Source organism: Streptomyces sp. NPDC048664, assembly GCF_040650555.1.
Classification (GTDB): Bacteria; Actinomycetota; Actinomycetes; order Streptomycetales; family Streptomycetaceae; genus Streptomyces.
On the sequence record NZ_JBEZHK010000010.1, the window covers coordinates 1 to 24,627 of the forward strand.

Annotated in this window: 23 protein-coding genes and 2 tRNA genes; 18 read left to right on the forward strand and 7 right to left on the reverse strand. The window is 71.8% G+C overall.

The window, feature by feature from the left end; genetic code table 11:
• Positions 1–93 precede the first annotated feature (93 nt).
• Together AB0C59_RS13260 and AB0C59_RS13265 are read right to left on the reverse strand one after the other, a co-directional pair.
• Positions 94–3,219 carry a DUF3427 domain-containing protein gene (locus AB0C59_RS13260; RefSeq protein WP_363003765.1) on the reverse strand — a complete coding sequence of 1,042 codons (3,126 nt, stop codon included), beginning with the start codon at positions 3,217–3,219 and terminating at the stop codon, positions 94–96.
• Positions 3,220–3,342: 123 nt separating this feature from the next.
• On the reverse strand, positions 3,343–4,362 hold the full coding sequence (locus AB0C59_RS13265; protein ID WP_363003767.1) for a hypothetical protein: 1,020 nt from the start codon (positions 4,360–4,362) through the stop codon (positions 3,343–3,345).
• Between the two features lie 146 nt (positions 4,363–4,508).
• Here AB0C59_RS13265 and AB0C59_RS13270 point away from each other — a divergent pair, with 146 nt between their 5' ends.
• A complete protein-coding gene (locus AB0C59_RS13270) occupies positions 4,509–5,330 on the forward strand; it encodes a class E sortase (RefSeq protein WP_363003769.1) in 822 nt (273 codons plus the stop codon).
• Between the two features lie 53 nt (positions 5,331–5,383).
• On the opposite strand, the gene AB0C59_RS13275 is transcribed toward AB0C59_RS13270, so the two are convergent.
• The gene (locus AB0C59_RS13275; RefSeq protein ID WP_363003771.1) at positions 5,384–6,796 is read right to left on the reverse strand and encodes an MFS transporter; all 1,413 of its coding nucleotides are present in this window, start codon (positions 6,794–6,796) and stop codon (positions 5,384–5,386) included.
• Positions 6,797–6,996: 200 nt separating this feature from the next.
• Here AB0C59_RS13275 and AB0C59_RS13280 point away from each other — a divergent pair, with 200 nt between their 5' ends.
• The 3 genes from AB0C59_RS13280 to AB0C59_RS13290 all read left to right on the forward strand — a co-directional run bounded on the left by AB0C59_RS13280 (position 6,997) and on the right by AB0C59_RS13290 (position 8,896).
• The gene (locus AB0C59_RS13280) at positions 6,997–7,539 is read left to right on the forward strand and encodes a helix-turn-helix domain-containing protein (RefSeq protein WP_363003773.1); all 543 of its coding nucleotides are present in this window, start codon (positions 6,997–6,999) and stop codon (positions 7,537–7,539) included.
• Positions 7,540–7,571: 32 nt separating this feature from the next.
• Entirely contained in the window at positions 7,572–7,964 is a 393-nt protein-coding gene (locus AB0C59_RS13285) for a DUF6412 domain-containing protein (protein WP_363003775.1), read from the forward strand.
• Positions 7,965–8,149: 185 nt separating this feature from the next.
• Positions 8,150–8,896 (forward strand): YidC/Oxa1 family membrane protein insertase, encoded by a 747-nt coding sequence (locus tag AB0C59_RS13290; RefSeq protein ID WP_363004147.1) that lies wholly within the window; start codon positions 8,150–8,152, stop codon positions 8,894–8,896.
• On the opposite strand, the gene AB0C59_RS13295 is transcribed toward AB0C59_RS13290, so the two are convergent.
• Entirely contained in the window at positions 8,880–9,353 is a 474-nt protein-coding gene (locus tag AB0C59_RS13295) for a heme-degrading domain-containing protein (RefSeq protein WP_363003777.1), read from the reverse strand. The genes AB0C59_RS13290 and AB0C59_RS13295 overlap by 17 nt on opposite strands.
• Positions 9,350–10,417 carry a Gfo/Idh/MocA family oxidoreductase gene (locus AB0C59_RS13300; RefSeq protein ID WP_363003779.1) on the reverse strand — a complete coding sequence of 356 codons (1,068 nt, stop codon included), beginning with the start codon at positions 10,415–10,417 and terminating at the stop codon, positions 9,350–9,352. The genes AB0C59_RS13295 and AB0C59_RS13300 overlap by 4 nt, the downstream gene beginning before the upstream one ends.
• Before the next feature lie 55 nt (positions 10,418–10,472).
• On the opposite strand from AB0C59_RS13300, the gene AB0C59_RS13305 reads away from it, so the two are divergent.
• From AB0C59_RS13305 to AB0C59_RS13360, 12 genes are all read left to right on the forward strand, one after another.
• Positions 10,473–11,594, forward strand: a complete 1,122-nt coding sequence (locus AB0C59_RS13305) for an ROK family transcriptional regulator (protein ID WP_363003781.1) — start codon at positions 10,473–10,475, stop codon at positions 11,592–11,594.
• Between the two features lie 102 nt (positions 11,595–11,696).
• Entirely contained in the window at positions 11,697–12,500 is an 804-nt protein-coding gene (locus AB0C59_RS13310; protein WP_363003783.1) for a hypothetical protein, read from the forward strand.
• A gap of 334 nt (positions 12,501–12,834) precedes the next feature.
• On the forward strand, positions 12,835–13,590 hold the full coding sequence (locus tag AB0C59_RS13315) for a GntR family transcriptional regulator (RefSeq protein ID WP_363003785.1): 756 nt from the start codon (positions 12,835–12,837) through the stop codon (positions 13,588–13,590).
• Positions 13,591–13,722: 132 nt separating this feature from the next.
• On the forward strand, positions 13,723–14,844 hold the full coding sequence (locus tag AB0C59_RS13320) for a TIGR03364 family FAD-dependent oxidoreductase (RefSeq protein ID WP_363003787.1): 1,122 nt from the start codon (positions 13,723–13,725) through the stop codon (positions 14,842–14,844).
• A gap of 8 nt (positions 14,845–14,852) precedes the next feature.
• The gene (locus AB0C59_RS13325) at positions 14,853–15,566 is read left to right on the forward strand and encodes a phosphonatase-like hydrolase (RefSeq protein WP_363003788.1); all 714 of its coding nucleotides are present in this window, start codon (positions 14,853–14,855) and stop codon (positions 15,564–15,566) included.
• The gene (locus AB0C59_RS13330) at positions 15,563–16,630 is read left to right on the forward strand and encodes an ABC transporter ATP-binding protein (protein ID WP_363003790.1); all 1,068 of its coding nucleotides are present in this window, start codon (positions 15,563–15,565) and stop codon (positions 16,628–16,630) included. The genes AB0C59_RS13325 and AB0C59_RS13330 overlap by 4 nt, the downstream gene beginning before the upstream one ends.
• Before the next feature lie 13 nt (positions 16,631–16,643).
• A complete protein-coding gene (locus tag AB0C59_RS13335) occupies positions 16,644–17,498 on the forward strand; it encodes a 2-aminoethylphosphonate ABC transporter permease subunit (RefSeq protein WP_363004149.1) in 855 nt (284 codons plus the stop codon).
• On the forward strand, positions 17,485–18,282 hold the full coding sequence (locus AB0C59_RS13340) for an ABC transporter permease subunit (RefSeq protein WP_363003792.1): 798 nt from the start codon (positions 17,485–17,487) through the stop codon (positions 18,280–18,282). Before AB0C59_RS13335 ends, AB0C59_RS13340 begins: the two co-directional genes overlap by 14 nt.
• 141 nt (positions 18,283–18,423) lie before the next feature.
• Positions 18,424–19,488, forward strand: coding sequence for a 2-aminoethylphosphonate ABC transporter substrate-binding protein (locus tag AB0C59_RS13345; protein ID WP_363003794.1), 1,065 nt, complete (start codon positions 18,424–18,426; stop codon positions 19,486–19,488).
• A gap of 63 nt (positions 19,489–19,551) precedes the next feature.
• On the forward strand, positions 19,552–20,331 hold the full coding sequence (locus tag AB0C59_RS13350) for an HAD-IIA family hydrolase (RefSeq protein ID WP_363003796.1): 780 nt from the start codon (positions 19,552–19,554) through the stop codon (positions 20,329–20,331).
• 122 nt (positions 20,332–20,453) lie between these two features.
• Positions 20,454–21,080, forward strand: a complete 627-nt coding sequence (locus AB0C59_RS13355) for a hypothetical protein (protein ID WP_363003798.1) — start codon at positions 20,454–20,456, stop codon at positions 21,078–21,080.
• A gap of 3 nt (positions 21,081–21,083) precedes the next feature.
• A complete protein-coding gene (locus AB0C59_RS13360) occupies positions 21,084–21,743 on the forward strand; it encodes a class F sortase (protein WP_363003800.1) in 660 nt (219 codons plus the stop codon).
• Positions 21,744–21,843: 100 nt separating this feature from the next.
• On the opposite strand, the gene AB0C59_RS13365 is transcribed toward AB0C59_RS13360, so the two are convergent.
• Positions 21,844–21,917, reverse strand: a tRNA-Lys gene (locus AB0C59_RS13365).
• A gap of 223 nt (positions 21,918–22,140) precedes the next feature.
• Between AB0C59_RS13365 and AB0C59_RS13370 the strand changes: the two genes are divergently transcribed.
• Together AB0C59_RS13370 and AB0C59_RS13375 are read left to right on the forward strand one after the other, a co-directional pair.
• The gene (locus tag AB0C59_RS13370; RefSeq protein WP_363003802.1) at positions 22,141–23,220 is read left to right on the forward strand and encodes a peptidoglycan-binding protein; all 1,080 of its coding nucleotides are present in this window, start codon (positions 22,141–22,143) and stop codon (positions 23,218–23,220) included.
• 127 nt (positions 23,221–23,347) lie between these two features.
• Positions 23,348–24,493, forward strand: coding sequence for an SPFH domain-containing protein (locus AB0C59_RS13375; RefSeq protein ID WP_363003803.1), 1,146 nt, complete (start codon positions 23,348–23,350; stop codon positions 24,491–24,493).
• A 52-nt stretch (positions 24,494–24,545) separates the two neighbouring features.
• Here AB0C59_RS13375 and AB0C59_RS13380 read toward each other — a convergent pair.
• Positions 24,546–24,619, reverse strand: a tRNA-Lys gene (locus AB0C59_RS13380).
• Positions 24,620–24,627 lie beyond the last annotated feature (8 nt).

A 24,627-nucleotide genomic window follows, 5' to 3' on the forward strand; every position in this document is an offset into this window, starting at 1 on the left:
TTGGGAACGACGCGACGACATCCACGAAGGCTTCCTCGGCCTCGCCAGCTGTCTGATCACCTACCGACACGTTCAGCGTCTTTGTTAGGACCTTTAAGTCCACACGTCTGCCGGTAGCTCGTGCTCCAACTTCCAGGTAATCGCCATGGGCTTGCTGCCCGTGTGCGTCTCAAAGGTGGCTGGACCTAGAAGCATCCAAGGCTCGGACCTGCCGATACTGTTCCGCTTGTATCGGCGCAAGAAGAGCAGGACGTTGCTTCCGCGCTCCTTGTGATTCTGGTAACGCAGACCCGTTGGAGAGTTCTCTGGGGTTGTGCTTTGCGACTCCCAGTGGAACTGGGTCGGGCTGAGGGCATAGTCCTTGTATCGGATCGTGGGAGAGAAGTCCCGCTCGTCCTTCTCTAGAGTGATGAGAAGGGCATCAGTCTTCATGTCCTCGACCCAACACACGCCCTGGCCAAAGTCTCTAGGCATCTGCCCGCCCAGTCGTGCCACGCCCAAGGCGGCGAGGATCTCAGAGCGATTGTATGCACTGTGTACCTTCAGCGGAATGTGGCGATGTGCCCCTTCGAGAGGGAGGGGGAAGTGGTCGGCTTCTTCCAGGGCGTGAGTCAGAACCTGTCGGAGCTCGTCACGGAAGATCTTCTCTGGCCTGAGCGACTCGAGACCATTCTGATAGCTGTCAAACCCCCCTGCCTTGTCCCACAGGTTGAAGAAAAGCATGCGGGCGTATGCCTGGTCCAAGGCGGAGAGGGAGTCGTAGGTGGGAGCGTTGCCGGCGAGTAGCCTCAAATAGGCTTGGGCTCGTTGCGGATCGTCCACGTGCAGGAAGGCGTGGACACGCCGCAGGAGTTGCTCTTCGTTAGGCGAGGTGATTTCCGTGATGAGTCCAGCCCTGCGCAGTATCTTCGTCCATGAGTGAGAGCTTTTGTAGATCTCCTTGATCTCCCGGCGGCTCTCACGGAGATAATCTGCCAGTGTCGGCGTGCTGTACTCCCTGACTTCTTTCGCTAGCGTGTTGATGGTGGCTCGCAGTTGCGTGCGAATGTTGTCTAGGACCAGGTCCTTGGACTTCCCTTCCAAGATGATCTGGCAGCCCGACGGTAGTTGCGGAAAGTCATTTTCGATGCTGTCGACCAGGCGGTTTCTGGAGAGGTTGGTGAGAGCTCGGAACTGCTCTTCGAAACGAAACTCCGCGCGATGCTGGCCGATAAAGTCAAGCACCGTCAGGACCGGCTTGTTTGGCGTGCGGCGCAGCCCGCGTCCAAGCTGCTGGAGGAATACTGTTGCGCTGTTCGTGGGGCGCAAGAGGAGTAGAGTATCGACGTCGGGGACGTCTAGTCCCTCGTTAAATAGATCGACGGAGAAGACCGCTTGAATGCGCCCGGCCTTAAGGTCGGACAGGGTGCGCTCACGCGTTGCGGGCGTCGAGTCACTGTCCAAGGCTTCGGATTGGATCCCCGCCTCACGGAAGCAGCGCGCCATGAAGTGCGCATGCGCTTTGGTTACGCAAAATCCGAGCGCGCGCATCGCGGCCGGATGAGCAATCTTGTCCTTGACTTGCTTGATGACGATGCGGGCGCGAGCGAGGTCAGTAGCGTAGAGGGCTCCGAGGTCATTTCGATCGTATGTGCCAGAGCGCCAGTTGAGGTTGGTGAGATCTGTCCCATCGGGGAGGCCGAAGTAGTGGAACGGGCACAAGAGATCATTTTCTAGTGCCTCCCACAGGCGCAGTTCGGCGGCGATGCGGCCATCGAAGAATTCATCCTGCACATTGAGTCCATCCATCCGCTCTGGAGTTGCCGTGAGGCCGAGCAGCTCGGTTGGTTGGAAGTGCTTGATGATGCGTTGGTACGTCTCAGCGGTTGCATGGTGGAACTCATCGATCACGATGACGTCGAAGTGTCGTGGGTCGAACTTCTCCAAGCGGCGTGGGCTGAGGGACTGGACACTGGCGAAGACATGAGTCCCATCCCGGGGCTCTTCACCGTTGTAGAGCAGCTCACCGAACGAGGCATCAACGAGCACTTCACGATACGTTCGCAGTGACTGCTTCAGGATTTCCTTGCGGTGTGCGATGAAGAGCAGTCGTGGGAGCGCGCCGTCGTTCTTGTCACGCAGGCTTCGGTAGTCCAAGGCCGCCATGACTGTCTTGCCGGTTCCGGTGGCCGCCACCAAAAGGTTCTTATGGCGCCCACGGATCTCGCGCTCGATCTGTAGACGCTCAAGCATGTCCTTCTGGTAGGGGTGCGGGTGGACTTCGAGCCCGGACAGACTGATCTTCAGATCGCCTGCCGAACTGGTGCCGGATGCCTGCGCGAGTGCCTCGCCGAGCCGTTCTCCGTCGTGGTCAGGGTCGTACGCTTCGAACGCCGGGTCGGCCCAGTATGCATCGAAGGTCGCTTTGAACTTGTCGATGACCCTGGGAGTTGCGATGGACGACAGTCGCACGTTCCATTCGAGACCATCGAGGAGTGCTGCCTTCGACAGATTGGAACTTCCCACATACGCCGTATCGAACCCGGAACGCCGCCGGAACAGCCACGCCTTGGCGTGCAAGCGTGTTGATCGGATCTCGTAGTTGACCTTCACTTTTGCGCCGAACTCGCGGACCAGTCGGTCTAGGGCATACCGCTCAGTGGCACCGATGTAGGTGGTGGTGATGACGTGAATCGGGACGTTACGGTCCTTCGCGGCGCGCAGTGAGTCTTCAAGAACCCGTATGCCATGCCACTTGACGAACGCGCACAGGAGATCGATGCGATCCGCTGTAGCGAGCTCCGCCCTCAGTTCCGCCCCCAAACTCGGGTCCCCCGGGGCATTGGTGATCAGTGCGGTCTCGGAGAGAGGTGTGAGGGGGCGAATGGCGTAGACGCCGTCGGCCTCCCGTTCAGCCAGAGCCATGAGCTGACGGGGGCCATCTGCGATGGCGGCGGTCGACGGGTCCTCATCCGGGTCGGGGGCGCTGACGGCCAGTGCCTGCATGATCTGATTGGCGGCGGCCACCTGCTGCTGTTGCGGCAGCTGACTCAATCGGCGCCCTACAGCCTCACCGATGTGGCGGGCCAGGACGTGGGGTGCGGAAGCTTCGCTGACCTCCGAGTGGATGGCCTTCCAGCCTGCGGCTTCCCATGCCTCTATCCGGCCCTGCAGCCCCTCAGTGATGAGCTGCTCATACACCCCTGCCTCGGGCCGCGACAGGTCCCCCGGCTTTGCCACGACTGCTCCTTGAGTGATCGCCCAGACACGGTTCTTCGTGCCCACGCTAAGCAGTTCTACAGGCCGCCACTGACACCCGGGGGTCCTTGCGATCTCCGTCCAGCGCGCTGGTCGGAGAGTGGGCTACACCGCTGATCCGTGGCACCCCTCGTACACCCGTTCCGACCCGCACCAGCATCCCGTGCCCCGCTCCGGGGGCCAGGCCACCGCGCGGCCGCGGGCTGCCAGGGTCGTGGCGTACTGGGGGAGCAGGGACACGTCCTGGGGGGACGCGCTCTCCGAGGCCGCGAAGGCCTCGTAGGACGGGACCGTGCCGGTCACGATGCCCAGGTTGGGCGTGCCCGAGGCGGCCAGTTCCCGCAAGGAGGCCTCTATCGTCGCCAGGTGTTCGGCCGGGGACGGGTACTCCGTGGCCAGCGCCGGGTACGCGGACACCAGTTCCGTCATCTCGGCCGCCGGCCAGTGCAGGACCGCCACCGGGAACGGGCGGGACAAGGCCTCCCGGTAGGCGCCGAGTTCCGCGCGCAGGCGGTTGATCTCGGCCGCCAGCTCCGCCGGGTTGTCCGAGCCCAGGGACCAGACCCGCTTGGGGTCGTGCAGTTCGTCCAGGGAGATCTGGGAGGAGTGGAGGGTGTCCGCCAGCCGGTCCCGGTCGTCGTGCGCCGCGCCCAGCATCCGGCGCACCCGGTGGCGGCCGTGGAGCAGCGGGCGGGTGGACTGCGGGGGTTCCTGCGTGCCGTCCTCGAGCAGCAGGTCCAGCCCCTGCGTGAACGCCGCCTCCGCCGCCCCCAGCTCGTCGTGCGACTCCAGCGCCTCCGCGACGATCGCCCAGGGGGCCGCGTCCCGGGGGGCGGCGGCGCGGACGCCGTCGATGATCGCGCGGGCCTCCGCCTCATGGCCGTACTCCCACAGGTTCGCGGCCTTCAGGGCGCGGACGAGGTGGGGGTGGTCCAGTGGGGCGGACGACGACAGCAGGCGGTCGTACAGCGCGGTGGCCCCGGTGCGGTCGCCGGCCAGCTCCCGGTGGGCCGCTGCCTGCGTCAGCAGGTGTTCCGCGTCCTCGGGATACAGATCGGCAGTCCGCTCCAGGCGTGCTGCTTCGGCGTTGTGGTCCACGTTCTCGGCAGGCGTGTCGGGGCGCATGGGGGACACCGTACTGCCGCCGACCGACAAATTGGAGAGATTCCCAGGCCAGAGGTGCGGACGAGGGGAGGGTCCGCGCGGCGGTCGGCGGGTGACTCCCGCACGCCCATGGCCACTTGCGGCGTCACCCCCTATCGTCCGGCCTCATGCGCACCCCCGTCGTCGATCACGCCGCACGCCGTCGGCGTGCTCTGCGCCGGCGGGCGCTGTGGACGGGCGGTGAGGTGCTCGTCACCGTCGGGCTCGTGCTGATGCTCCTCGTCGTGCACCAGCTGTGGTGGACCAACCGGGAGGCGCGGCGCGGCGCCGACCGGAAGGTGGAGGCGCTGGAGCGGCAGTGGGGAGAGGGGAGGGGAGGACCGAAGAGCGGCGAACCGGGGGGTTATTCGGGTGCTTCGAGTGATTCAGGTACTTTGAATACCTATGGGTCGTCCGGCAGTTCCGGTTCTCCTGGCCCCAGGGGACCGGCCGGTTCCCCGGACTCCTCCCGCCGGGGCGGTCCCCTTCGGCCCGCCGTCTCCGAGGCCTACGCCGTCCTCGTCGTCCCCCGCCTCTCCCTGCGCGCCCCCGTCGCCGAAGGGGTCGGCAAGGCGGACGTGCTCGACAAGGGGTACGTCGGGCACTACCCGGGCACCGCGCAGCCCGGCCAGGCGGGGAACTTCGCGCTGGCCGGGCATCGCAACACCCACGGTGAGCCCTTCCGGCACCTGGACCGCCTGCGCCGCGGGGACACGGTGACCGTGGAGACCGGGGCCGCCTCCTACACGTACGTCGTCGACCAGGTGTTGCCGCGGACGTCGGCCGCGGACGGGGGTGTCATCGCTCCCGTGCCGCGCAGCCGCGTCGCACCGTCCTACGGCTACTCCCGCGCCGGGCGCTACCTCACCCTGACCACCTGCACCCCCGAGTTCACCTCCCGCTACCGGCTGGTGGTGTGGGGCACGCTCGTCTCCGCGCGCCCCCGGTGAGCGCGGGGCGGGGCACCCGACGGGGGCGCCCCGCGCCCGGGAGCACCGCCGCGTCACCCGCGGTCGCGCAGCCCCAGCACCGCCAGCGCGCCCACGACCGCCAGGCCCATCGAGACGAACACGGCGATGTCGAAGCCGTGCGCCGGTGAACCGCCCGAGGACACCAGGGCGATCACCAGGGCCACGCCCGCGCAGGAACCGATGTAGCGGAACGTCTGCTGGGCGCCCGAGCCCATCGCCGCCCGACCGTTGGGGACGGACTCCACGGCGACCAGGGGGAGCGCGGCGTTCAGCAGGCCGCTGCCCGCTCCGCCGATCACCAGGGCCGGCAGTACGCGGACCCAGGAGCCCGAACCGATCGCCCCGAACATGGTCAGGACGCCCACGGCGTGCAGCGCGAAGCCGAGGGCCAGCTGGTGGCGGGGCGAGACGCGGCCGGCCAGGCGCCTGGACTGGAGCGCGACCAGGAACGACAGTCCGGACCAGATCAGGACCAGCCAGGCCGTGTCCAGCGCGGACAGGCCCATCGTCCGCTGGAGCAGGGACGGCAGGAAGGTGAACAGGCCGAGCACGCTCAGGCCCGTGAACAGGCCGGCCGCCGCCGAGCCGAGGAAGCGCGGGTGGCGCAGCAGGGAGAGGTCGATCATCGGCGTGCGGGTGCGGTGCTCGACCACGGCGAAGAGCACGAGGAGGACCGCGGCCGCGGCGAGCAGCACGGTGACGGGGGTGCGGAGCCAGCCGTCGCGGCCCAGCGTCAGCGCGGCCACGAGGCAGGTCAGGGCGAGGCCGAAGACCAGGGCGCCCAGCACGTCGGGCCTGCCGCCGCGCGGGGCGCGTGACTCGGTGAGTGCGCGCGCGGACAGGGCCGCCAGGGCGAGCGTCACGCCCGCGAGCACCCCGTAGACCGGCCGCCAGCCCGGCAGGGCTCCGGCGAGCAGCGGCCCGAGCGCGATGCCCCCGCTGACGCAGGCGCCCCACACGCCGGTCGCGTGCAGCCGCCCCCGGGCGGTGGGGAAGGCGTGCACCAGCAGGCCGAGGCTGCTGGCGAGGATGGCCGCGCTCGCCGCGCCCTGGGCGACGCGGGCCAGGGTGAACAGCCAGGTCGACGTGGCGAGGCCGCCGAGGCCGGTGGTGACGCCGAGGGCGACGGTGCCCGCCAGGAAGATCCGGCGGCGGCCGTAGTCGTCGGCCAGGCTGCCGGCGACCAGCAGCAGCGCCGCGAGGCCCAGCGGGGTGCCGTTGAGCAGCCACGCCTGTGCGGAGACGGGCGTGTGCAGGGCGGCGGCGGTGTTCGGGAGGGTGACCGTGGGGGCGGTGTACGTCATCAGTGCCACCGCGGTGGCCGCGCTGGTCAGGGCCAGGGTGGGGGTCGTCCGTGGGGCGGCCTGTCCGGCCAGGGGTGGAGCGGTGGTGGCGGTGGCGTCGGCTGCAGCGGTCTGCGCCGCGGTGCGTTCCAGCTGGGGCATGAGGCCGGGCCCTTCCGGGGACGGGGTCGAGTTCGTAGAGGGCGGGTTCGTGGCGGTCTGGCTCACAGGGGGTCTAGTTCATTCATTGAACCTTCACCTCTCCCGACCGTAGCAGCCTTAAGTTCATTCATCGAACCAAGGGATCGAAAAGTCGATTCGGTCAATGAACCAACTGGGGGAAGAGTGGCTACAGTGGGGGCATGGCACTGGGCAAGGACTACGCGGCGCAGGAGTGCACCATCGCCCGCGCGCTGGAGATCATCGGCGAGCGGTGGACGCTGCTCGTCGTGCGCGACGCGTTCTACGGTGTGCGCCGCTACAACGACTTCCTCGTCCGTCTCGGCGCGCCGCGAGCCGTGCTCGCCTCCCGCCTGCAGACCCTCACCGCCGAGGGAATCCTCGAGAAGCGCCGCTACCAGGAGTCCCCGCCGCGGGACGAGTACGTCCTCACCGAGCGCGGCATCGCCCTGTGGCCCGTCCTGCGGTCGCTGAGCCTGTGGGGCCGCGAACAGCTCGGCCAGGAGCCCATCCACCTGTTCCGCCACGCCACCTGCGGCACCGGCAGGGACCTCGGCCCGTACGGTGAATGCCCGGACTGCGGAACCGTCGTACCCGTCCCGGACGTCATCATGGTGCCGGGTCCCGGGATCGACCGGATCCCGGCCGATCCGGTCAGCCAGGCGCTGCGCGGGGCGAAGAGACTGCTGGAGCCGCTGGAGACAGAGGCCGTCGCGCGGCGCTGAGCCGTCACCGGGAGCCGGGGGAGGGGAAGTCGATGGCGCGGACGCCGACGGGTCGGACGCCGATCCGTCCGCCGCGGACACGTGGGGCACGGGCACTCGCGCTGCCGGCCCGCCCGCTCCCGGTCACCGCCCTGCTGGCCCTGCTCCTCGCCCTCGCGGTGACCGTGTCCGACCAGGGCGGTCTGCCCGCCGCCGTCACCCTCGCCGCGACCGCCGCGACGACGGCCGCCGGTGCCGCGCTGGCCGTGTGCGCGCTGATCACCGCCCGCGCCGTCCCCGCCGTGCCACCCACCCGGGTGCGCACGGCCCTGCGGGAGCGGCGGCACCGCACGGCGTTCCTGCCGCAACGGGACCCCGACGCGGCGGGGCGCAGCCGTCCACGGGCGCCGGGGCGAGCCCTCCCGGCGACCACGACCGCCGCGTAGGGCCGCACTCGTCCTCTTCGTACTCCCCGTACGTTCCCCGTCACGTCCGCCGTCTCGCGCGGACGTGACGGTCTCCCCTGTGCGAACCCGCGCGGGTCGTCCTGCCGAGCACGCGTCACACCTGTCGACTCCGGCACGATCCGACCTCGAAGGGCTTCACCGTGTCCACGCTCATGTCCACCTGCATGTCCCTGTTCGCCGACCTGGTCCAGCGGCTGGCCGACCTGCTCCAGCCGCTCTTCCACGCCTCCTCCTCCGCCGTCGCGATCGTCCTGTTCACCGCGCTCGTACGACTCCTCGTCCACCCCCTGTCCCGGGCCACCGCGCGCACCCAGCGGGCCCGTGCCGCACTCCAGCCGAAGATCGCCGAGCTGCGCCGACGGCACGGGAAGAACCCGGAGAAGCTGCGGAAGGCGGTGCTCGACCTGCACGCCGAGGCGAACATCTCCCCGGTGTCCGGGCTGCTGCCCAGCCTGCTCCAGCTCCCCGCCTTCTTCGTCCTGTACCGGCTGTTCTCGAACAGCACGGTGGGCGGACGGAGCAACGACCTGCTCACCCACGCGCTGTTCGCCGCTCCGCTCGGCGGCCGGTGGACCGACGCGCTCGGCCACGGGGGGCTCCTGGGCCCGGCCGGTCTCGTCTACCTGGGGCTGTTCGCGCTGGTCGCAGGCATCGCCACGTACAACTACCGGCGCACGAAGCTGGTGGCGGCGCCGGTGCCGGCGGAGGGCGAGGGACGGGTGCCGGGGCTCGGCGCGGTCACCGCGTTCCTGCCGTTCCTGTCCTTCTTCACCCTGGTCACCGTCGCGGTGGTGCCCCTGGCGGCCGCCCTGTACGTGGTGACCAGCACGGCGTGGAGCACGGTCGAGCGGGCGCTGCTGCACAAGGAGGAGGCCGACACGGCCCGGCGGGACGCTATCGGGACGCCGTGAACCTCTCCAGGGCCGCCACCACCAGCGCGTGGTCCTCCAGCTGCGGCAGGCCCGAGACCACCACCGAGCCGACCACCCCCGCGCCCTCCACCGCGAGCGGGAACGCGCCTCCGTGCGCCGCGTACCGGTCGGGGTCCAGGCGGGAGGAGTCCTCGAACGTCGTGCCCCTGGCCCGGAAGCGGGTGCCCACCAGCAGGGAGGAGCAGCCGTAGCGTTCGACCACACGGCGCTTGCGGTCGATCCAGGCGTCGTTGTCCGGGGTGGAGCCGGGCAGCGCCGCGTGGAAGAGCTGCTGGCCGCCCCGGCGGATGTCGATCGCGACCGGGGCCGCACGGGCCCGGGCCAGCTCCACCAGCAGCGAGCCCAGCGCCCACGCGTCGTCGTGGGTGAAGCGGGAGAGCGTCAGGCGGCGCTCCTGGGCCTGGAGCTCCTCGATCGTCGGTGCCGCGGCGGTCACAGCGTCACCACCACGCCCTCGCGGGCCGAGCGCCGGGCCGCCTCCAGGACGTCGAGCGCCGCCGCCGCCTCGTGCGCGGTGACCGGGGCCGGGCCGCCCTCCCGCAGGGCGCGCGCGATCGCCGCGTAGTACGCCGGGTAGTCGCCGGGGAGGGTCGGTACGGGGGTGCCGCCGCCGGTCAGGGGGGACTCCCCGGCGCCGATACGGCCCCACAGCGACTCCGGCTCCTGGCCCCAGCCGGGGCCGGGCCGCAGGCCCTCGCGCAGGGCCGTCTCCTGGGGGTCGAGCCCGTACTTGACGTACCCGGCCTCGGAGCCGAGCACCCGCAGGCGCGGGCCGAGCTGGGGGGTGACCGCGGAGACGTAGAGGTGGGAGCGGACCCCGCCGGCGTGCGTGAGCGCGATGAACGTGTCGTCGTCCGTCTGGGCACCGGGACGTCGTACGTCCGTCTCGGCGTACACGGAGGTGGCCGCGCCGAAGAGGACCAGCGCCTGGTCCACGACATGGCTGCCGAGGTCGTACAGCAGACCGCCGACCTCCGCCGGGTCGCCCGACTCGCGCCAGCCGCCCTTCGGCTGGGGGCGCCAGCGCTCGTAGCGGGACTCGAAGCGGCGGACCTCGCCCAGCGCGCCCTGGGCGAGCAGGCTCTGCAGCGTGCGGAAGTCGTTGTCCCAGCGGCGGTTCTGGAAGACGGACAGCAGCAGCCCGCGCTCCTCGGCCAGGGCGGCGAGGCCGCGCGCCTCGGCCGCCGTGCCCGCGATCGGCTTGTCGACCACGACGGGCAGGCCCGCCTCCAGGGCGGCCGTCGCCACCGGTACGTGCGTCCTGTTCGGCGAGGCGACGACGATCAGGTCCAGCTCGCCCGCGCGGGTCCACAGCTCGTCGGCGCTCGCGTGGATCCGCACGTCGGGGAACGCGGCGAGAGCCTGCTCCCGTCGCTCGGGGTTCGCGGTGACGACCGTGTCGAGAGCGAGGCCCTCGGTGGCGGCGATCAGCGGGGCGTGGAAGACGGAGCCCGCGAGGCCGTAGCCCACCAGGCCGACGCGGAGAGGGGTGCCAGTCATGACCCCACTTTCGCAACGCTGTTGCCAAAGTGCAAGCGCCGGAGAGAATGGGGGAGTGAACAGGACGTATGGGGGAGCGAGCGGAGCGAACCTGCCCGCGCTGCGCAGCCACAACACGGCACTGGTGCTGGATCTGCTGCGCACGGCGGGGGAGGGCGGGGCGAGCCGTCTGGAACTCGCGGAGCACAGCGGGCTGACCCCGCAGGCCGTCAGCAAGATCACGGCCCGGCTGCGGGAGGACGGACTGGTGGCGGAGGCCGGCCGCCGGGCCTCCACCGGAGGCAAGCCGCGCACCGTGCTGCGGCTGGTACCGGGGGCGGGGCACGCGGTGGGGACGCATCTGGACCGGGACGAACTGCGGGCGGTGCTGTGCGACCTCACGGGCGCGGTGATCGCCGAGCGGCGGGCCCCGCTGGACCTGGGGGCGGGGGCGGAGGCCGTGCTGGAGGGCGTGGCGCGCGAGGTGGAGGCGCTCACGGCGGACGCCGGACACCCGCCCGCCGTCCTCGGTGCCGGCGTCGCGCTGCCCGGCCCCCTCGACCACCGGCACGGTGTGCTGCACCGTGTCACCGGATTCCCTCAGTGGGACGGCTTCCCGCTGCGGGAGGGGCTGGCGCGCCGGCTTCGGATGCCGGTCGTCGTGGACAAGGACACCAACGCCGCCGCGCTCGGACTCGCCCTCGGCGGGGCCGTCGAGGACGCGTACGCGTCGTTCGCCTATCTGCACCTCGGGACCGGGCTCGGCGCCGGGCTGGTCGTCGGCGGCGCCGTGCACCGGGGGGCGCGGACCGGGGCCGGCGAGTTCGGCCACCAGGTGATCCAGTTGGACGGGCCGCCGTGCGGGTGCGGCGACCGGGGGTGCCTGGAGGCGCTGTGCCTCGACGCCGTCGCGCGCGGGGACGTGGCGGAGGCGGCGCGGGTCCTCGGCGCGGGGGCCGCGAACCTGGTGGGGCTGCTCGACGTCGACCTGGTCCTGCTCGGCGGGCGGACCGTGACCGCGCACGAGGGGGACTTCCTGCGCGGGGTGGGGGCCGTCCTCGACTCCCGCGCCCGGCGCCAGGGCTCGACCGCGGCCGTCCCGGTGCGGATCGCGCCCGGCGCGGAGCGCGGGGTCGCGGAAGGCGCCGCGCAACTGCTGCTCGCGCCGCTGTTCGGGCGGGCGCGGGGACAGCGATAGCGCGGGGCGCGGATGCGCTGACGGAGGGGACTTGAGGGGCTGGGGCCGGCCGGCCGGGCGTGGCGAGGGTTCGATGACCCGCCGATGGGCGGTGATGTTTTCATGCGACTTTCTCGGCGAGCCCGGTCGGGGCCCCGGCTGTCCCTCGCGGCGTGGTGCGTCCTCGTCGCCGCCCTGCTCCCGCAGACGCGCGCGACCGCCCTTCCGGTCGGCCAGCCGGAGTGCGCCGCCACCGACGGTACGTCCTTCCCGCTGACCACGCGGATCCACGGCGGGCCGGACGCGTACGAGGCCGGCGGCGCGGCGCACACCTGGTTCATCGACCTCACGAACACGACGGGGCGGTCCTGCGGCAGCATCCACCCGGTGGTCGTGCTGGTCGACGCGCACAAGGCGCTCACCGTCGGGCAGCCCGAGCTGGAGTTCTTCGACGGGGAGCGGGCGCATCCGGTCACCTTCGTGCGGACCGATCGCGCGGAGTTGGTCGGGGCCTTCGACGACGGGTTCCCCGGGTTCACGGTGGGGGCCGGGCGGACGGTCGCGGTGAAGGTGCGGCTGGCGGTGGCGGCCGGGACGGCGGCGAACGACGTCGTGGTCAACGCGGCGGTCGTGCAGCGGCGCGGGGGCGACGGGGACTGGGTGGGCGAGTCGGACGACTACCGGTTCCGGATCGAGGCGGAGCGCGGGACCGGGGTCGGGGTGCGGCCGGACGCGGACCGCAGGACGGGGGCGCCCTCGGCCGCGGCCACGGGGGGCTCCGCGGGGCAGGTGGTGGCGGGGACGGGTGCGGGTGCGGGTGCGGCGGCGGGGCCGGGGTGGGGGTATGTGGTGGGGGCCGGGGTGGTGGGTGCCGCCGGGGTGGGGTTTCTGCTGCACCGGGTGCGGCGTGGGGGTGGGGGGCGGTGAGGGGGTGCGGGCCGGTCGTGAACGGTGCGGGTGCGTCGGGGTGTTCGCGCAGTTCCCCGCGCCCCTGAGGGGGCTGGGGCGCGTTGTCGGGTGCGGGTGCGTCGGGGGTTTTGCGCAGTTCCCCGCGCCCCTGGTGGTGGGGGTGGCTGTGCGTTGTGGGGTGCGGGGGCGTTGGGGGATTCGCGCAGTTCCCCGCGGCCTTGAGGGGGCTGGGGCGTGTTGTCGGGTGCGGGGGCGTTGGGGGGGTGCGTGGTTCTCCGTGCTCCTGGGTTGGTGCTTCTGCGGGTGTGGCCCGGGGGGATGGTGGGGGGTTCTTGTCTGGGACGATCGCGGGGTGGACTACCCGAACGACCAGGATCCTGGTGCCCCCATCCGCGCCGGTGTCCCCGAGCACGGCCGCATCCCCAAGTACTACGCGGTGAAGGCGCAGATCGCGGAGCTCGTCACCGAGCTGGGGGAGGGAGGGCTGCTGCCCACCGAGCGCGACCTCTCCGAGCGCTACGACGTGGCGCGCGAGACCGTACGGCAGGCGTTGCGCGACCTGCTGCTGGAAGGGAGGCTGCGGCGGCAGGGGCGGGGGACCGTCGTCGCCGGGCCCAAGCTGGAGCAGCCGTTGTCGCTGGCCAGCTACACCGAGGGCGTACGCCGCCAGGGCCTCACCCCGAGCCGTTCCCTCATCAGCCTCGACCGGTTCCCCTGCAACGAGGCCCTCGCCGCCGAGACCGGTCTCACCCGGGGGGAGCCCGTGTGGCACATGGAGCGTGTGCTCCTGGCCGACGACGAGCGGGTGGGCCTGGAGAGCACGTACGTCGCGGTGGCGCGACTGCCCCGGCTCGACACCGACTTCGCCCCGAACTCCTCCTTCTACGTCTACCTCCGCGAGCAGGGCATGACCTTCGCGGCCGCCGACGAGCGCATCGAGACCGTGCTCGCGGCCCCGCGCGAGGCCCTGCTCATCGGGACGCCTCCGGCCCTGCCGATGCTGCTGATCCACCGCTTCTCGCGCGACGCCGAGGGGCTGCCGCTGGAGCGGGTGCGAACGCTGTACCGAGGCGACAGGTTCTCCTTCACGGCCCATCTCAGCGGCTGAGGCACACCGGCCCGACAGGATGCCCTTTCATAACGTAACGATAACGGGTCTAGCCCAAACTTGGAAGTCGGTTCACCGTTTGGTTGCCTGGGGGACCGTTCCGGTTTCCCGATCCCGAGGAGCGTGGTCGTTGTGAGAGTGACAGTCGTCGGAGCCGGCGTGGTGGGCACCATGCACGCCTGGCAAGCAGTGGAACGCGGCCACGAGGTCGTACAGATCGAGCGCGAGGCCGAGGCGCGCGGCGCCTCGCTGCGCAACTTCGGACAGATCTGGGTGAGCGGCCGCGCGGGCGGCGAGGAGCTGGAGACCGCCCTGCGCGCCCGGGAGCTGTGGGAGGGGATCGGCGCCCGGGTGCCGGGCCTCGGCTTCCGGGCCAACGGCTCGCTGACCCCCGTGCGCACCGCCCTCGAACGGGCGGTCGCCGAGGAGGCCCTGGCCCGTCCCGACGCCGCGGCGCGCGGCTACCAGCTGCTCACCCCGGCCGAGGCCCGCGCGAAGAACCCGGCGCTGCGCGGAGCCTACGAGGCGGCCCTGTACTGCGAGCGGGACGCGGCCGTCGAGCCCCGCACCGCCCAGCTCGCCCTGCGCGAGGAACTGCTGAAGGCGCCGAACTACACGTTCCTGCCCGGCCGCGAGGTCCGCGAGGTCACCGGCCCCGGCACCGTGCGCGACGACCACGGCGAGGTGCACCGCGCCGACGCCGTCGTGCTGTGCACGGGCGCCTGGCTCGGCGGGCTGGTGAGGGAACTGGCCCCCGATCTGCCCGTGCGCCGGGTGCGGCTGCAGATGATGCAGACCGACCCGCTCGGCGAGTCGCTGCCCACCTCGGTGGCCGACGCCGACAGCTTCCGCTACTACCCCGCCTACCGGGGAGCGGCCCTGGACCGCCTTCAGGCGGAGCAGCCCCAGCCCGAGGTCGCCGCCGCCCACCGGATGCAGCTGCTGATGGTGCAGCGCGCGGACGGCGGACTGACCATCGGGGACACCCACGAGTACGAGCACCCGTTCGCGTTCGACGCGGTCGAGGACCCGTACGACCATCTGCGCGAGGTCGTCGAGGGATTCCTCGGCCGGCCGCTGCCGAAGATCCGCCGCCGCTGGGCCGGGGTGTACGCGCAGTGCACCGACACCTCCAGGGTGGTGCACCGTCAGCAGGTGCGCGAGGGGGTGTGGCTGGTCACCGGGCCCGGCGGGCGCGGCATGACCTGCTCGCCCGCGATAGCCGAGACCACCGCGAACGAACTGGGTTGGTGACCCTCCTCATGAATTCCATACCTTCCACGCCCCACGACATCCGACTCGTCGTCCTCGACATGGCCGGCACCACCGTCGCCGACGGCGGCCTGGTGGAGCGGGCCTTCGCCGCTGCCGCCGCCGAACTCGGCGTCGAGCCCGGCTCCGAGGACCACGCGCACAAGCTCGACTACGTCCGGGCCACCATGGGCGAGTCCAAGATCTCCGTCTTCCGGCACCTGTTCGGCGAGGAGAGCCGCGCCCAGCGCGCCAACGCGGCCTTCGAGAAGGCCTACGGCGAACTGGTCGACGGCGGGCTCGTCGCCGAGGTGCCCGGCGCCCGCGCCGCCATCGAGGAACTGCGCGCCGACGGGCGCACGGTGGTGCTGACCACCGGGTTCGCCCGGGTCACCCAGGACGCGATCCTCGCCGCCCTCGGCTGGCGGGACCTGGTTCCGCTGACCCTGTGCCCCGCCGACGCGGGCGGCCGCGGCCGGCCGTACCCCGACATGGTCCTGGCCGCCTTCCTGCGCACCGGCGCCGCCGACGGCGTACGGCAGACGGCGGTGGCCGGCGACACCTCGTACGACATGCTCAGCGGTGCACGCGCCGGAGCGGGCGTGGTGGCCGGCGTGCTCACCGGCGCCCATGACGGCGAGGCGCTGCGCACGGCCGGCGCCACCCACGTCCTCGGCTCGGTGACCGAACTCCCGGCTCTGCTGAGGGGGTCCGACCAGGCATGAGCGGCATCCGCTTCGACCGGGTCTCCGTGGCGTACGGCGGGACCACCGTCCTGGACACGCTCGACCTGACCGTCGAACCCGGCGAGGTCATGGCGCTTCTCGGGCCGTCCGGATCCGGCAAGACGACCGCGCTGCGGGCCGTCGCCGGGTTCGTACGGCCCGCCCGCGGGCGGGTGTTCGTCGGTGGCCAGGACGTCACCGGCCTGCCCCCGCACCGGCGCGGGATCGGGATGGTCGTCCAGAGCTACGCGCTCTTCCCGCACATGAGGGTCGTGGACAACGTGGCCTTCGGACTCAGGGCGCAGAAGGTGCCCCGCCGGGAGATTCCCGGCCGGGTGGCCGAGGCGCTGGAGATGACCGGGATGGGCGAGTACGCGCGCCGCTACCCGCGCGAGCTGTCCGGCGGACAGCAGCAGCGGGTCGCCATCGCCCGCGCGCTCGCCGTGCGCCCCGGAGTGCTCCTCCTGGACGAGCCGCTGTCCGCCCTGGACGCCCGGCTGCGCTCGGGGATGCTCGCCGAGCTCGCCCGGCTGCACCGCGAACTGCCCGACGTCACCATCCTCTACGTCACCCACGACCAGGTCGAGGCGCTCACGCTCGCGGACCGCATCGCCGTCATGGACCGCGCACGGCTCCAGGACGTCGGCACCCCGCGCGACCTGTACCGGACACCGCGCACCGCGTTCACGGCCTCCTTCGTGGGCAACGCGAACCTGCTCCCGGTGACCGTCGGCGCCGGCCCGGCGTCGGTCGCCTTCGGCGGGGTGGAGCTGGAGGTGGGTACGCGGGGGGCGGCCGAGGGCGCCGCCGCGACCCTGTGCGTACGGCCGCACCTGCTGGGGCTCGGCCCGGGCCCCGGGCCCAACCGGCTCGCCGGAACCGTCGGCGAGATCCAGTGGCGGGGCGCCACCCACCGCGTCTACGTGGACGTGGACGGCCACCGCCTGATGGCGGACGTGCGGGAGCTGCGGCGCCCGCCCGCGCCGGGGGACGAGGTCGAGGTGCACTTCGCGTCCGAGGACGCCGTGCTGCTGGCCGCGGGGGTAGGCCGTGACGACGGCTGAGCTCGGGCCGGCGGTGACCGCCCCGCCCGCCGCGCCGCCCCGGGAGCGCGCGTACCGGACCTGGCTGTGGGCCCTGCCCCCCGTCGTCCTGCTCGGCTGCGCGTTCCTCTACCCGCTCGCCCTCGTCGTCAGGCAGTCCTTCCAGCCCGACAGCGGAGGCACCTCCCTCAAGCCCTACGCGGACGTCTTCGCCTCCACCGCGTTCCGGGAAGCCCTGTGGACCACCGTCTGGCTGGCGCTCGCCGCCACCGCCTGCTGCCTGGTCCTCGGGTTCTTCCTGTCGCTCGTCATCGCCTTCGTGCCGTTCCCCGGCGCCAGGGCCGTCGCCCGGTTCGTGGACGTCTTCCTGTCCTTCCCCTCCTTCCTCATCACCCTCGCCCTGCTGTTCCTGTACGGCACGGCCGGCATCGCCAACGGCCTCTGGACGGGGGCGACCGGCGCCGGCGCGGGGCCCTTCCAGTTCCTGACGACCCCCTGGGGCGTCCTGCTCGCCGAGGTCACCTACTTCACGCCCTTCGTGATGCGCCCCCTGCTCGCCGCGTTCTCGCAGCTCGACACCGCGCAACTGGAGGTCGCCGCGTCGCTCGGCGCGCGGCCCGCGCGGATCGTGCGACGCGTGGTCCTGCCCGAGGCGTTTCCCGCGCTGACAGCCGGCGGTGGCCTCGTCCTCGTGCTGTGTCTGAACGAGTTCGGCATCGTGCTGTTCACCGGCGCCAAGGGGGTCACCACCCTGCCGACGCTGGTCTACAGCAAGGCGATCCTGGAGTCCGACTACCCGGGCGCCTGTGTCGTCGCCGTCGTCAACGTCCTCGTGTCCGTGGGCCTGTACGGCCTGTACCGGATGGTGAGCCGTCGTGCTGGTGCATAGCCGCAGCGGGAGGTGGAGCCTGTGGGCTCTCTTCCTCGTCCTGTTCCTCCCCCTCTTCGCGCTGCCCCTGCTGGTGATCCTCGCCGCCTCCTTCGCCGGCCACTGGTCGGGCGCGCTGCCCTCGGACCTCACGACCGGGCACTACGCCGCCGCCACCCGCGGCGAGTCGCTCCAGGCGCTCACCACCAGCCTGGTCACCGCCCTCACCGCGGGCCTGCTGGCCCTCGCCGTCGGCACCTGGGGCGCGCTCGCCGCGCACGCCCTGCCCCGGCCGCTGCGCAGGGTGCTCGACGCGCTGTTCGTCCTACCCGTCGCCGTGCCCTCGGTCGTGGTCGGACTCGCGGTCCTCGTCGCCTTCTCCCAGCCGCCCCTCCTGCTCAACGGCACCCGGTGGATCGTGATCCTGGCCCACACCATCCTGGTCACGGCCTTCGCCTACCAGTCCGTCTCCGCCGCCGTCGTCAGGCTCGACCCCGCCTACGAGCAGGCCGCGGCCTCACTCGGTGCCCGGCCCGCCTACGTGCTGTGGCGGGTCCGGCTGCCGCTGCTGCTGCCGTCCCTCACGGCCGCCGCGGGACTCTGCGTCGCCCTGTCCATGGGCGAGCTGAGCGCCACGATGATGCTCTACCCGCCCGACTGGACCCCGCTGCCGGTCCAGATCTACGGCGCCACCGACCGCGGTGAGCTGTTCACCGGCTCCGCCCTCGCGGTCGTCCTGATGACCGCCACCCTGATCGTCCTGTTCGCCGTCGCACGGCTGCGCACCAGGGCGTCCTACCGCTGACATCCCGCCCCCGGCCGCCGCCCGCCCCGACCCCACCGCCGCCCCTCCCTCCCCGCTGGCCTCCCGACGCCCATCTCCTACCGTTGACCGTCCGACCGACGCGCTCCAACCCGCCAAAAACCTTGAGGAGTTCACCCCGCCATGCCCAGAACCACCCACCTCACGCCGGTTGTCGCCGCGCTCGGCAGCCTCGTCCTCGCCGGATCCCTCACCGCCTGCGGCGGCGACTCCTCCGCGGCCGACGCCAGGACCGTCACCGTCTACAGCGCCGACGGCCTCAAGGGCGAGAACGGCGACGGCTGGTACGACCGCGTCTTCAAGGACTTCGAGAAGAAGACCGGCATCAAGGTCAAGTACGTCGAGGGCGGCTCCGGCGAGATGGTGCAGCGCGCCCTGCGCGAGCGCTCCAACCCCCAGGCCGACGTCATCGTCACCCTGCCCCCCTTCATCCAGCAGGCCGACGGCAAGGGACTGCTGGCGAAGTACGCGCCCCAGGGCTCCGACCAGGTCTCCGGCGCCGACAAGGCCGAGGACGGCACCTGGACCTCCGTCGTCAACAACTACTTCGGGTTCGTCTACGACAAGAAGGAGCTGAAGCAGGCCCCCACCACGTGGGAGGAACTGCTCGACGGGAAGTACAAGAACAAGCTCCAGTACTCCACCCCGGGTGTCGCCGGCGACGGCACCGCCGTGCTGGTCAAGGCGATCCACGACTTCGGCGGCAAGCAGGCCGCGCTCGACTACCTGAAGAAGCTCCAGGCCAACAACGTCGGCCCCTCCGCCTCCACCGGCAAGCTCGCGCCCAAGGTCGACAAGGGCGAACTGCTGGTGGCCAACGGCGACGTCCAGATGAACTTCGCGCAGGCCAAGACCATGCCGAACCTCGGCATCTGGTTCCCGGCCGCGCCGGGCGGCAAGCCCACCACCTTCGCGCTGCCGTACGCGGCCGGCCTGCTGAACAAGGCCCCCCACGGCGACAACGGCAGGAAGCTGCTCGACTTCATGCTCAGCCAGCAGGCGCAGCAGCAGGTCAGCGAGATCGGCGGCGGCTTCAGCGCCCGCACCGACGTCAAGGCGACCGACGCCAATGCCATCGCCCTCACCAAGCTGATGGACGGCGTCGAGATCTTCCAGCCCGACTGGAAGGACATCGACACCAACCTCTCCGGCTACGTCGAGGACTGGAAGTCCGCCACCGGCAGCTGATCACCGGCGGCCGGTGGCTCTACGCTGGACTCACGCAGATTCGCGTACGGCAGGAGAACGCACATGGCAGAGCGCAAGCCCATCGAGTCGTGGCTCACCGACATGGACGGTGTGCTGATCCACGAGGGCGTTCCGATCCCCGGCGCCGACGCGTTCATCAAGAAACTGCGTGAGTCCGGCAGGCCGTTCCTGGTCCTGACCAACAACTCCATCTACACCGCGCGCGACCTGCACGCCCGGCTGCACCGCATGGGGCTCGAGGTGCCGGTCCAGAACATATGGACCTCGGCGCTGTCCACGGCCCAGTTCCTCGACGACCAGCGCCCCGGCGGCACGGCGTACGTCGTCGGCGAGGCCGGTCTGACCACGGCGCTCCACGACATCGGCTACATCCTGACGGACCAGGAGCCCGACTACGTCGTCCTCGGCGAGACCCGCACCTACTCCTTCGAGGCCATGACCAAGGCGGTACGGCTGATCAAGGACGGGGCCCGGTTCATCTGCACCAACCCCGACGAGACCGGCCCCTCGGCCGAGGGGCCGCTGCCCGCCACCGGCGCGGTCGCCGCACTGATCACCAAGGCGACCGGCAAGCGGCCGTACTTCGCGGGCAAGCCCAACCCGCTGATGATGCGGACCGGGCTGAACGCGCTCGGGGCGCACTCCGAGACCAGCGCGATGATCGGCGACCGCATGGACACCGACGTGCTGGCGGGCATGGAGGCCGGCATGCAGACGTTCCTGGTGCTCACCGGGCTGACCACGCCCGAGGACATCGACCAGTACCCCTTCCGCCCGTCCCACGTCGTGGACTCCATCGCGGACATCGTCGACCTCGTCTGAGTGCCGCCGCCGCCGTCCCCGCCCCGCCGGGGGTCCCGTCCCCCTGACGGAGTAGCGAACCGTCCCGTCCGGATGCGCCGCGGTGCGGAACGAGGGAATCTCCTGGTATCGGGAGGTTCACGATGGGTTCACTGCGGCTCACTCTGTGCGCCGGGGCCGTCGCCGCTGCCGCCTTCGCCCCGACCGCGTACGCGGTCGACGGCGCGGGCGTCTCGCTGACGCCTGGCTCGCCCGCGCCCGGCACCGACATCCATCTCCTCGTCCGAGGCTGCCCCGGCACGACCGGCACCGCGGCCTCGGACGCGTTCGTCGCCGCGGCCCGCCTGGTGGGCCAGGACGGCACCCTGAGCGGTGACACCCGGGTCCGCACCACGCTGGCGCCCGGCAGCTACGCCGTCACGGTCGACTGCGACGACCAGCAGGTCAAGGGCACGGTGACCGTGTCGGGGCCGGCGGCGTCGGCGGGCGTCGCGGCCATGGCGACGCCCTCCGCCGAGGCCGCCCCCTCCGTCCGGGCCTCCCCGTCGGCCCAGGCCCTCGCGAGCGGCGCCGCCACCGCCACGGGCCGGCCGAGCGCCGCCTCCTCGCCCGTCGCGCCGGTCAGCGCGGGTGGTGGCGGTACCGCACGCGAGCAGTCCGCCGGGGCACGGGCCGAGGGGCCCGGCGCCCGCCACGCGGTGATCGGTCTGGTGCTCGCGGGCACCGCGCTCGCCGTGGTCGTCGCCCGCCGGGGCAGGAACGCGGAGTGAAGCATGTCAGCACATGAACGTTCTCGCGGTACGGGCCGGCTGCTCATGGGGGTGGCCTGGGTGGTCCTGCTGCTCGGGCTCTGGCAGTGGGGCAGCTCGGTCACCGATGTGCGCCCGGGCCTGTCCTCGCCGATGACCGGCGACATGGCCGCCGTGGGTCGCCCCCCGGGGCCCGGACTTCCCCCCGCGCTGCCTCCGTTGCGGCAGGCGAACCCGCTGCGCGTGGACATCCCCGACCTGAGGGTGCAGGCGCCGGTCGTGGCGCGCGGCCTGGACGCGCGGGGAGCGGTGGATCCGCCGTCGTACGACCAGCCGGGCGTGGTCGGCTGGTACCAGGCGGGCGTCGCGCCCGGAGCCGAGGGGACCGCGCTGTTCGTCGGGCACGTGGACACCGACACCCGGCCGGCCGTCTTCTACCGCCTCGGTGAGCTGCGCGCCGGCGCCAAGGTGCGGGTCGCGCGGGACGACGGACGGATCGTGGAGTTCACGGTGGAGGACGTCGCGGTCCTGGACCGCGACCACTTCGACGCCCGGCAGGCCTACGGCACCCGGCAGCCGGGCCGCGCCGAACTGCGGCTGATCACCTGCGGCGGCACCTACGACCCGGCGAGCAGGACGTACTCGGCGAACGTGGTCGTGTCGGCGTATCTGACGGGCGGCTGACCGGCCGACCGGCTGACGGGCCGACCGCGGCCCCGGGCGCGGTGGCGTCCGTACACGGATACGAAAAAGCCCCTCGCGTGTGCGAGGGGCTTTTCGGTCGTGCGCCGCCAGGGACTCGAACCCCGGACCCGCTGATTAAGAGTCAGCTGCTCTAACCAACTGAGCTAGCGGCGCCTGCTGACCTGGAGAACTCTACCCGACACCGGAGGGTGCTCCCGACCTCGGGCGCCTCGCCGCGGCCTCCGTACGGAGGTCTGGCGTACCCCCCAAGGGGCGGCGCGCCCGCACACGTGAACCGTAATCCCGGAATTCCGGTGCATAGTTGTGAAAAGTAACGTACATGCAGAAAACCAGACAAACAATTCATGGCGTCGATGGGGAGCGCGAGGGACGGCGTATGAAGACTCCGGTGTTCGAGGAATGGGACCCCAGCGGCGGCTGCGACTGCCTCGGCTGCGTGCGCGCGCACCCTGCAGTCCCCCAACCCTCCCGCCCCGGACCGGGCAGTCGGGTGACGGCCCGTCAGGCCCTCGCGCTGGCCGCGGTCACGGGCACGGTGCTCGGCGCGGGCCAGTGGACTCCCGCCGTGGCCGCCGCGCACGCCCCCGTCCGCCCGGGCGCCCCCGCGAGCGAGCAGCCTCCCCAGAGCCCGCAGGGCCACGTCATGCCGCTGCACGGCCCCGGCGGCCCGCGCGTCCTCGCCGCGCTGCCCGCGACGACCCGCGCGGCCATCATCAACCGGGCCAAGAAGTGGGTCGCGGCCAAGGTGCCGTACAGCATGGACGACTACTGGTCGGACGGCTACCGGCAGGACTGCTCCGGGTTCGTCTCCATGGCCTGGAACCTCGGCACCAACGAATGGACCGGCAGCCTCGACAAGTTCGGCGTCCGTATCACCAAGGCGCAGCTCCAGCCCGGCGACATGCTGCTCTTCCACAACCCCGCCAACCCGGAGAAGGGCTCGCACGTCGTCCTCTTCGGCGGCTGGACCGACTACGCGCACCTGCACTACACGGCCTACGAGGAGACGCCGCCGAAGGCCCGGAAGCTGACGACGCCGTACGCCTACTGGTCGAACTCCAGCCGCTATGTGCCCTACCGCTACAAGAACCTGACGGGGAAGAAGGCGGTGGAGGGCAAGGACGCGCCGCTGTCCCCCGGCGAGGCCGACCTCCCGGACGCGGTCGCCGGGGCGGGCGGCGCCGTCGCGGGGCCCGGTACCGCGACCCCGTACGGGCTGCCGGGCTTTCCCGGCCCGGGCGTGTTCCGCCCGGGCGCCGAGGACCCGCACGTCTTCGAGTTGGGCCGGCAACTGGTCAGGAAGGGCTTCGGCAGGCACTACGAGGGGGGTCCCGGACCGCGCTGGGGCGAGATGGACCGGCGCAACGTCGAGGCCTTCCAGCAGGCCCAGGGCTGGAGCGGCCGCCAGGCCGACGGATATCCGGGCCCGGAGACCTGGCGGCGCCTGTTCTCCTGAGCCCGCCTCCCCGGCCGCCCCCGGGACCCGCACTTCCCTGTCCGCGCAGTTCCCCGTCCGTCCCTCTCCCCGTCCGTATTCCGACGCGGCCGGCCCTCGGCGCCGGCGTGGAGGTCTGGAGGCACGCATGAGCACCACGACATCGCAGAACCCGGAGCCCGAAGGGCGTCCGGACGAGGCCGATGTCCGGCACGCCCGTCTCATCCACAGTGAATCGACATCCGAGATCCCCGTCCACATGCTGTTCCGTGAGGATCCCGACGCGGGCCCGCTGCCGCTCGCGCCCGCGGTGGTGGGGCGGCGGCTCGGCACCGGCGAGCAGCCGCGGGTGCGCCCGCCCGCCCCGCCGCGGCGCCGCGCGCCGGAGCTGGACCCCACGCTGGTCGAGCGGCGCGCCCTGGTGCTGCCCGGTTCGCTCGGCGTGCTCGTCGGCCTCGGCGGGGTGGCGGGCTGCGCGGTCACCACCTGGTGGATGGGCCTCGTGTCGCCCGCCGCGGTACGCCTGCTGGAGCTTCCGGTGTCCCCGGCCACGGGCCTCGGCCTGCCGCAACTGGCCGCGTTCGTCGGCTCGGGCGTCCTCTTCCTGCTCGGCTTCGGCGGTCTCATGCGCGGGCAGACCGGTCTGGCCTGGGTGATGAGCGTGTTCGGGCGCTACCGGGGCACGGTCCGGCGTTCCGGTCTGATGTGGGTCAACCCGCTGGTCATGCGCCGCCGGGCCGACGTTCGGTTGCGGCACTGGCGCAGCGAGCCGCTGCCCGCCGTCGACGCGAACGGCATCGCGCTGCACGTGGTCGTCATGGTGACCTGGCAGATCAGGGACACCGCGCGCGCCGTGCTCGGCATCGACGACCACGAGGCGTATCTGCGGGAGTGCGTCGAGTCGGCGCTGGCCCGTGTCCTGCCGCAGGTGCCGGCCGACGTGCCCGCCTCGATGGCCATGGTGAGCCTGCACAACGTGGAGGCGGTCGGCGAGGCGCTCACCCGGCTGGTGGCGGCGGATGCGGCGCCGGTCGGCCTGGAGGTGTACTCGGTGCAGCCGACCCGGCTGGAGTACGCCCCCGAGGCCGCGGCACGGCTCCAGCGGCGCCGCATCGCCGCGCTGGACGCCCGGCACCGGGACACCGTCCTGAGCTCGGTGGTCGACTCGGTGGAGGACACCGTGATCCGCCTGACCACCCGCGGCCTGGTCGAACTGGACGACTACGAGCGCAAGGCGCTGGTGAAGGACCTGACGGTGGCCTTCTACACCGGGCGCACGGCCGACGGGGGGTGACCGTCCGGGAACGAGAAGAGGCCCCTCGCTATTGCGAGGAGCCTCTTTTCCGTGCGCCGCCAGGGACTCGAACCCCGGACCCGCTGATTAAGAGTCAGCTGCTCTAACCAACTGAGCTAGCGGCGCAGACCCTG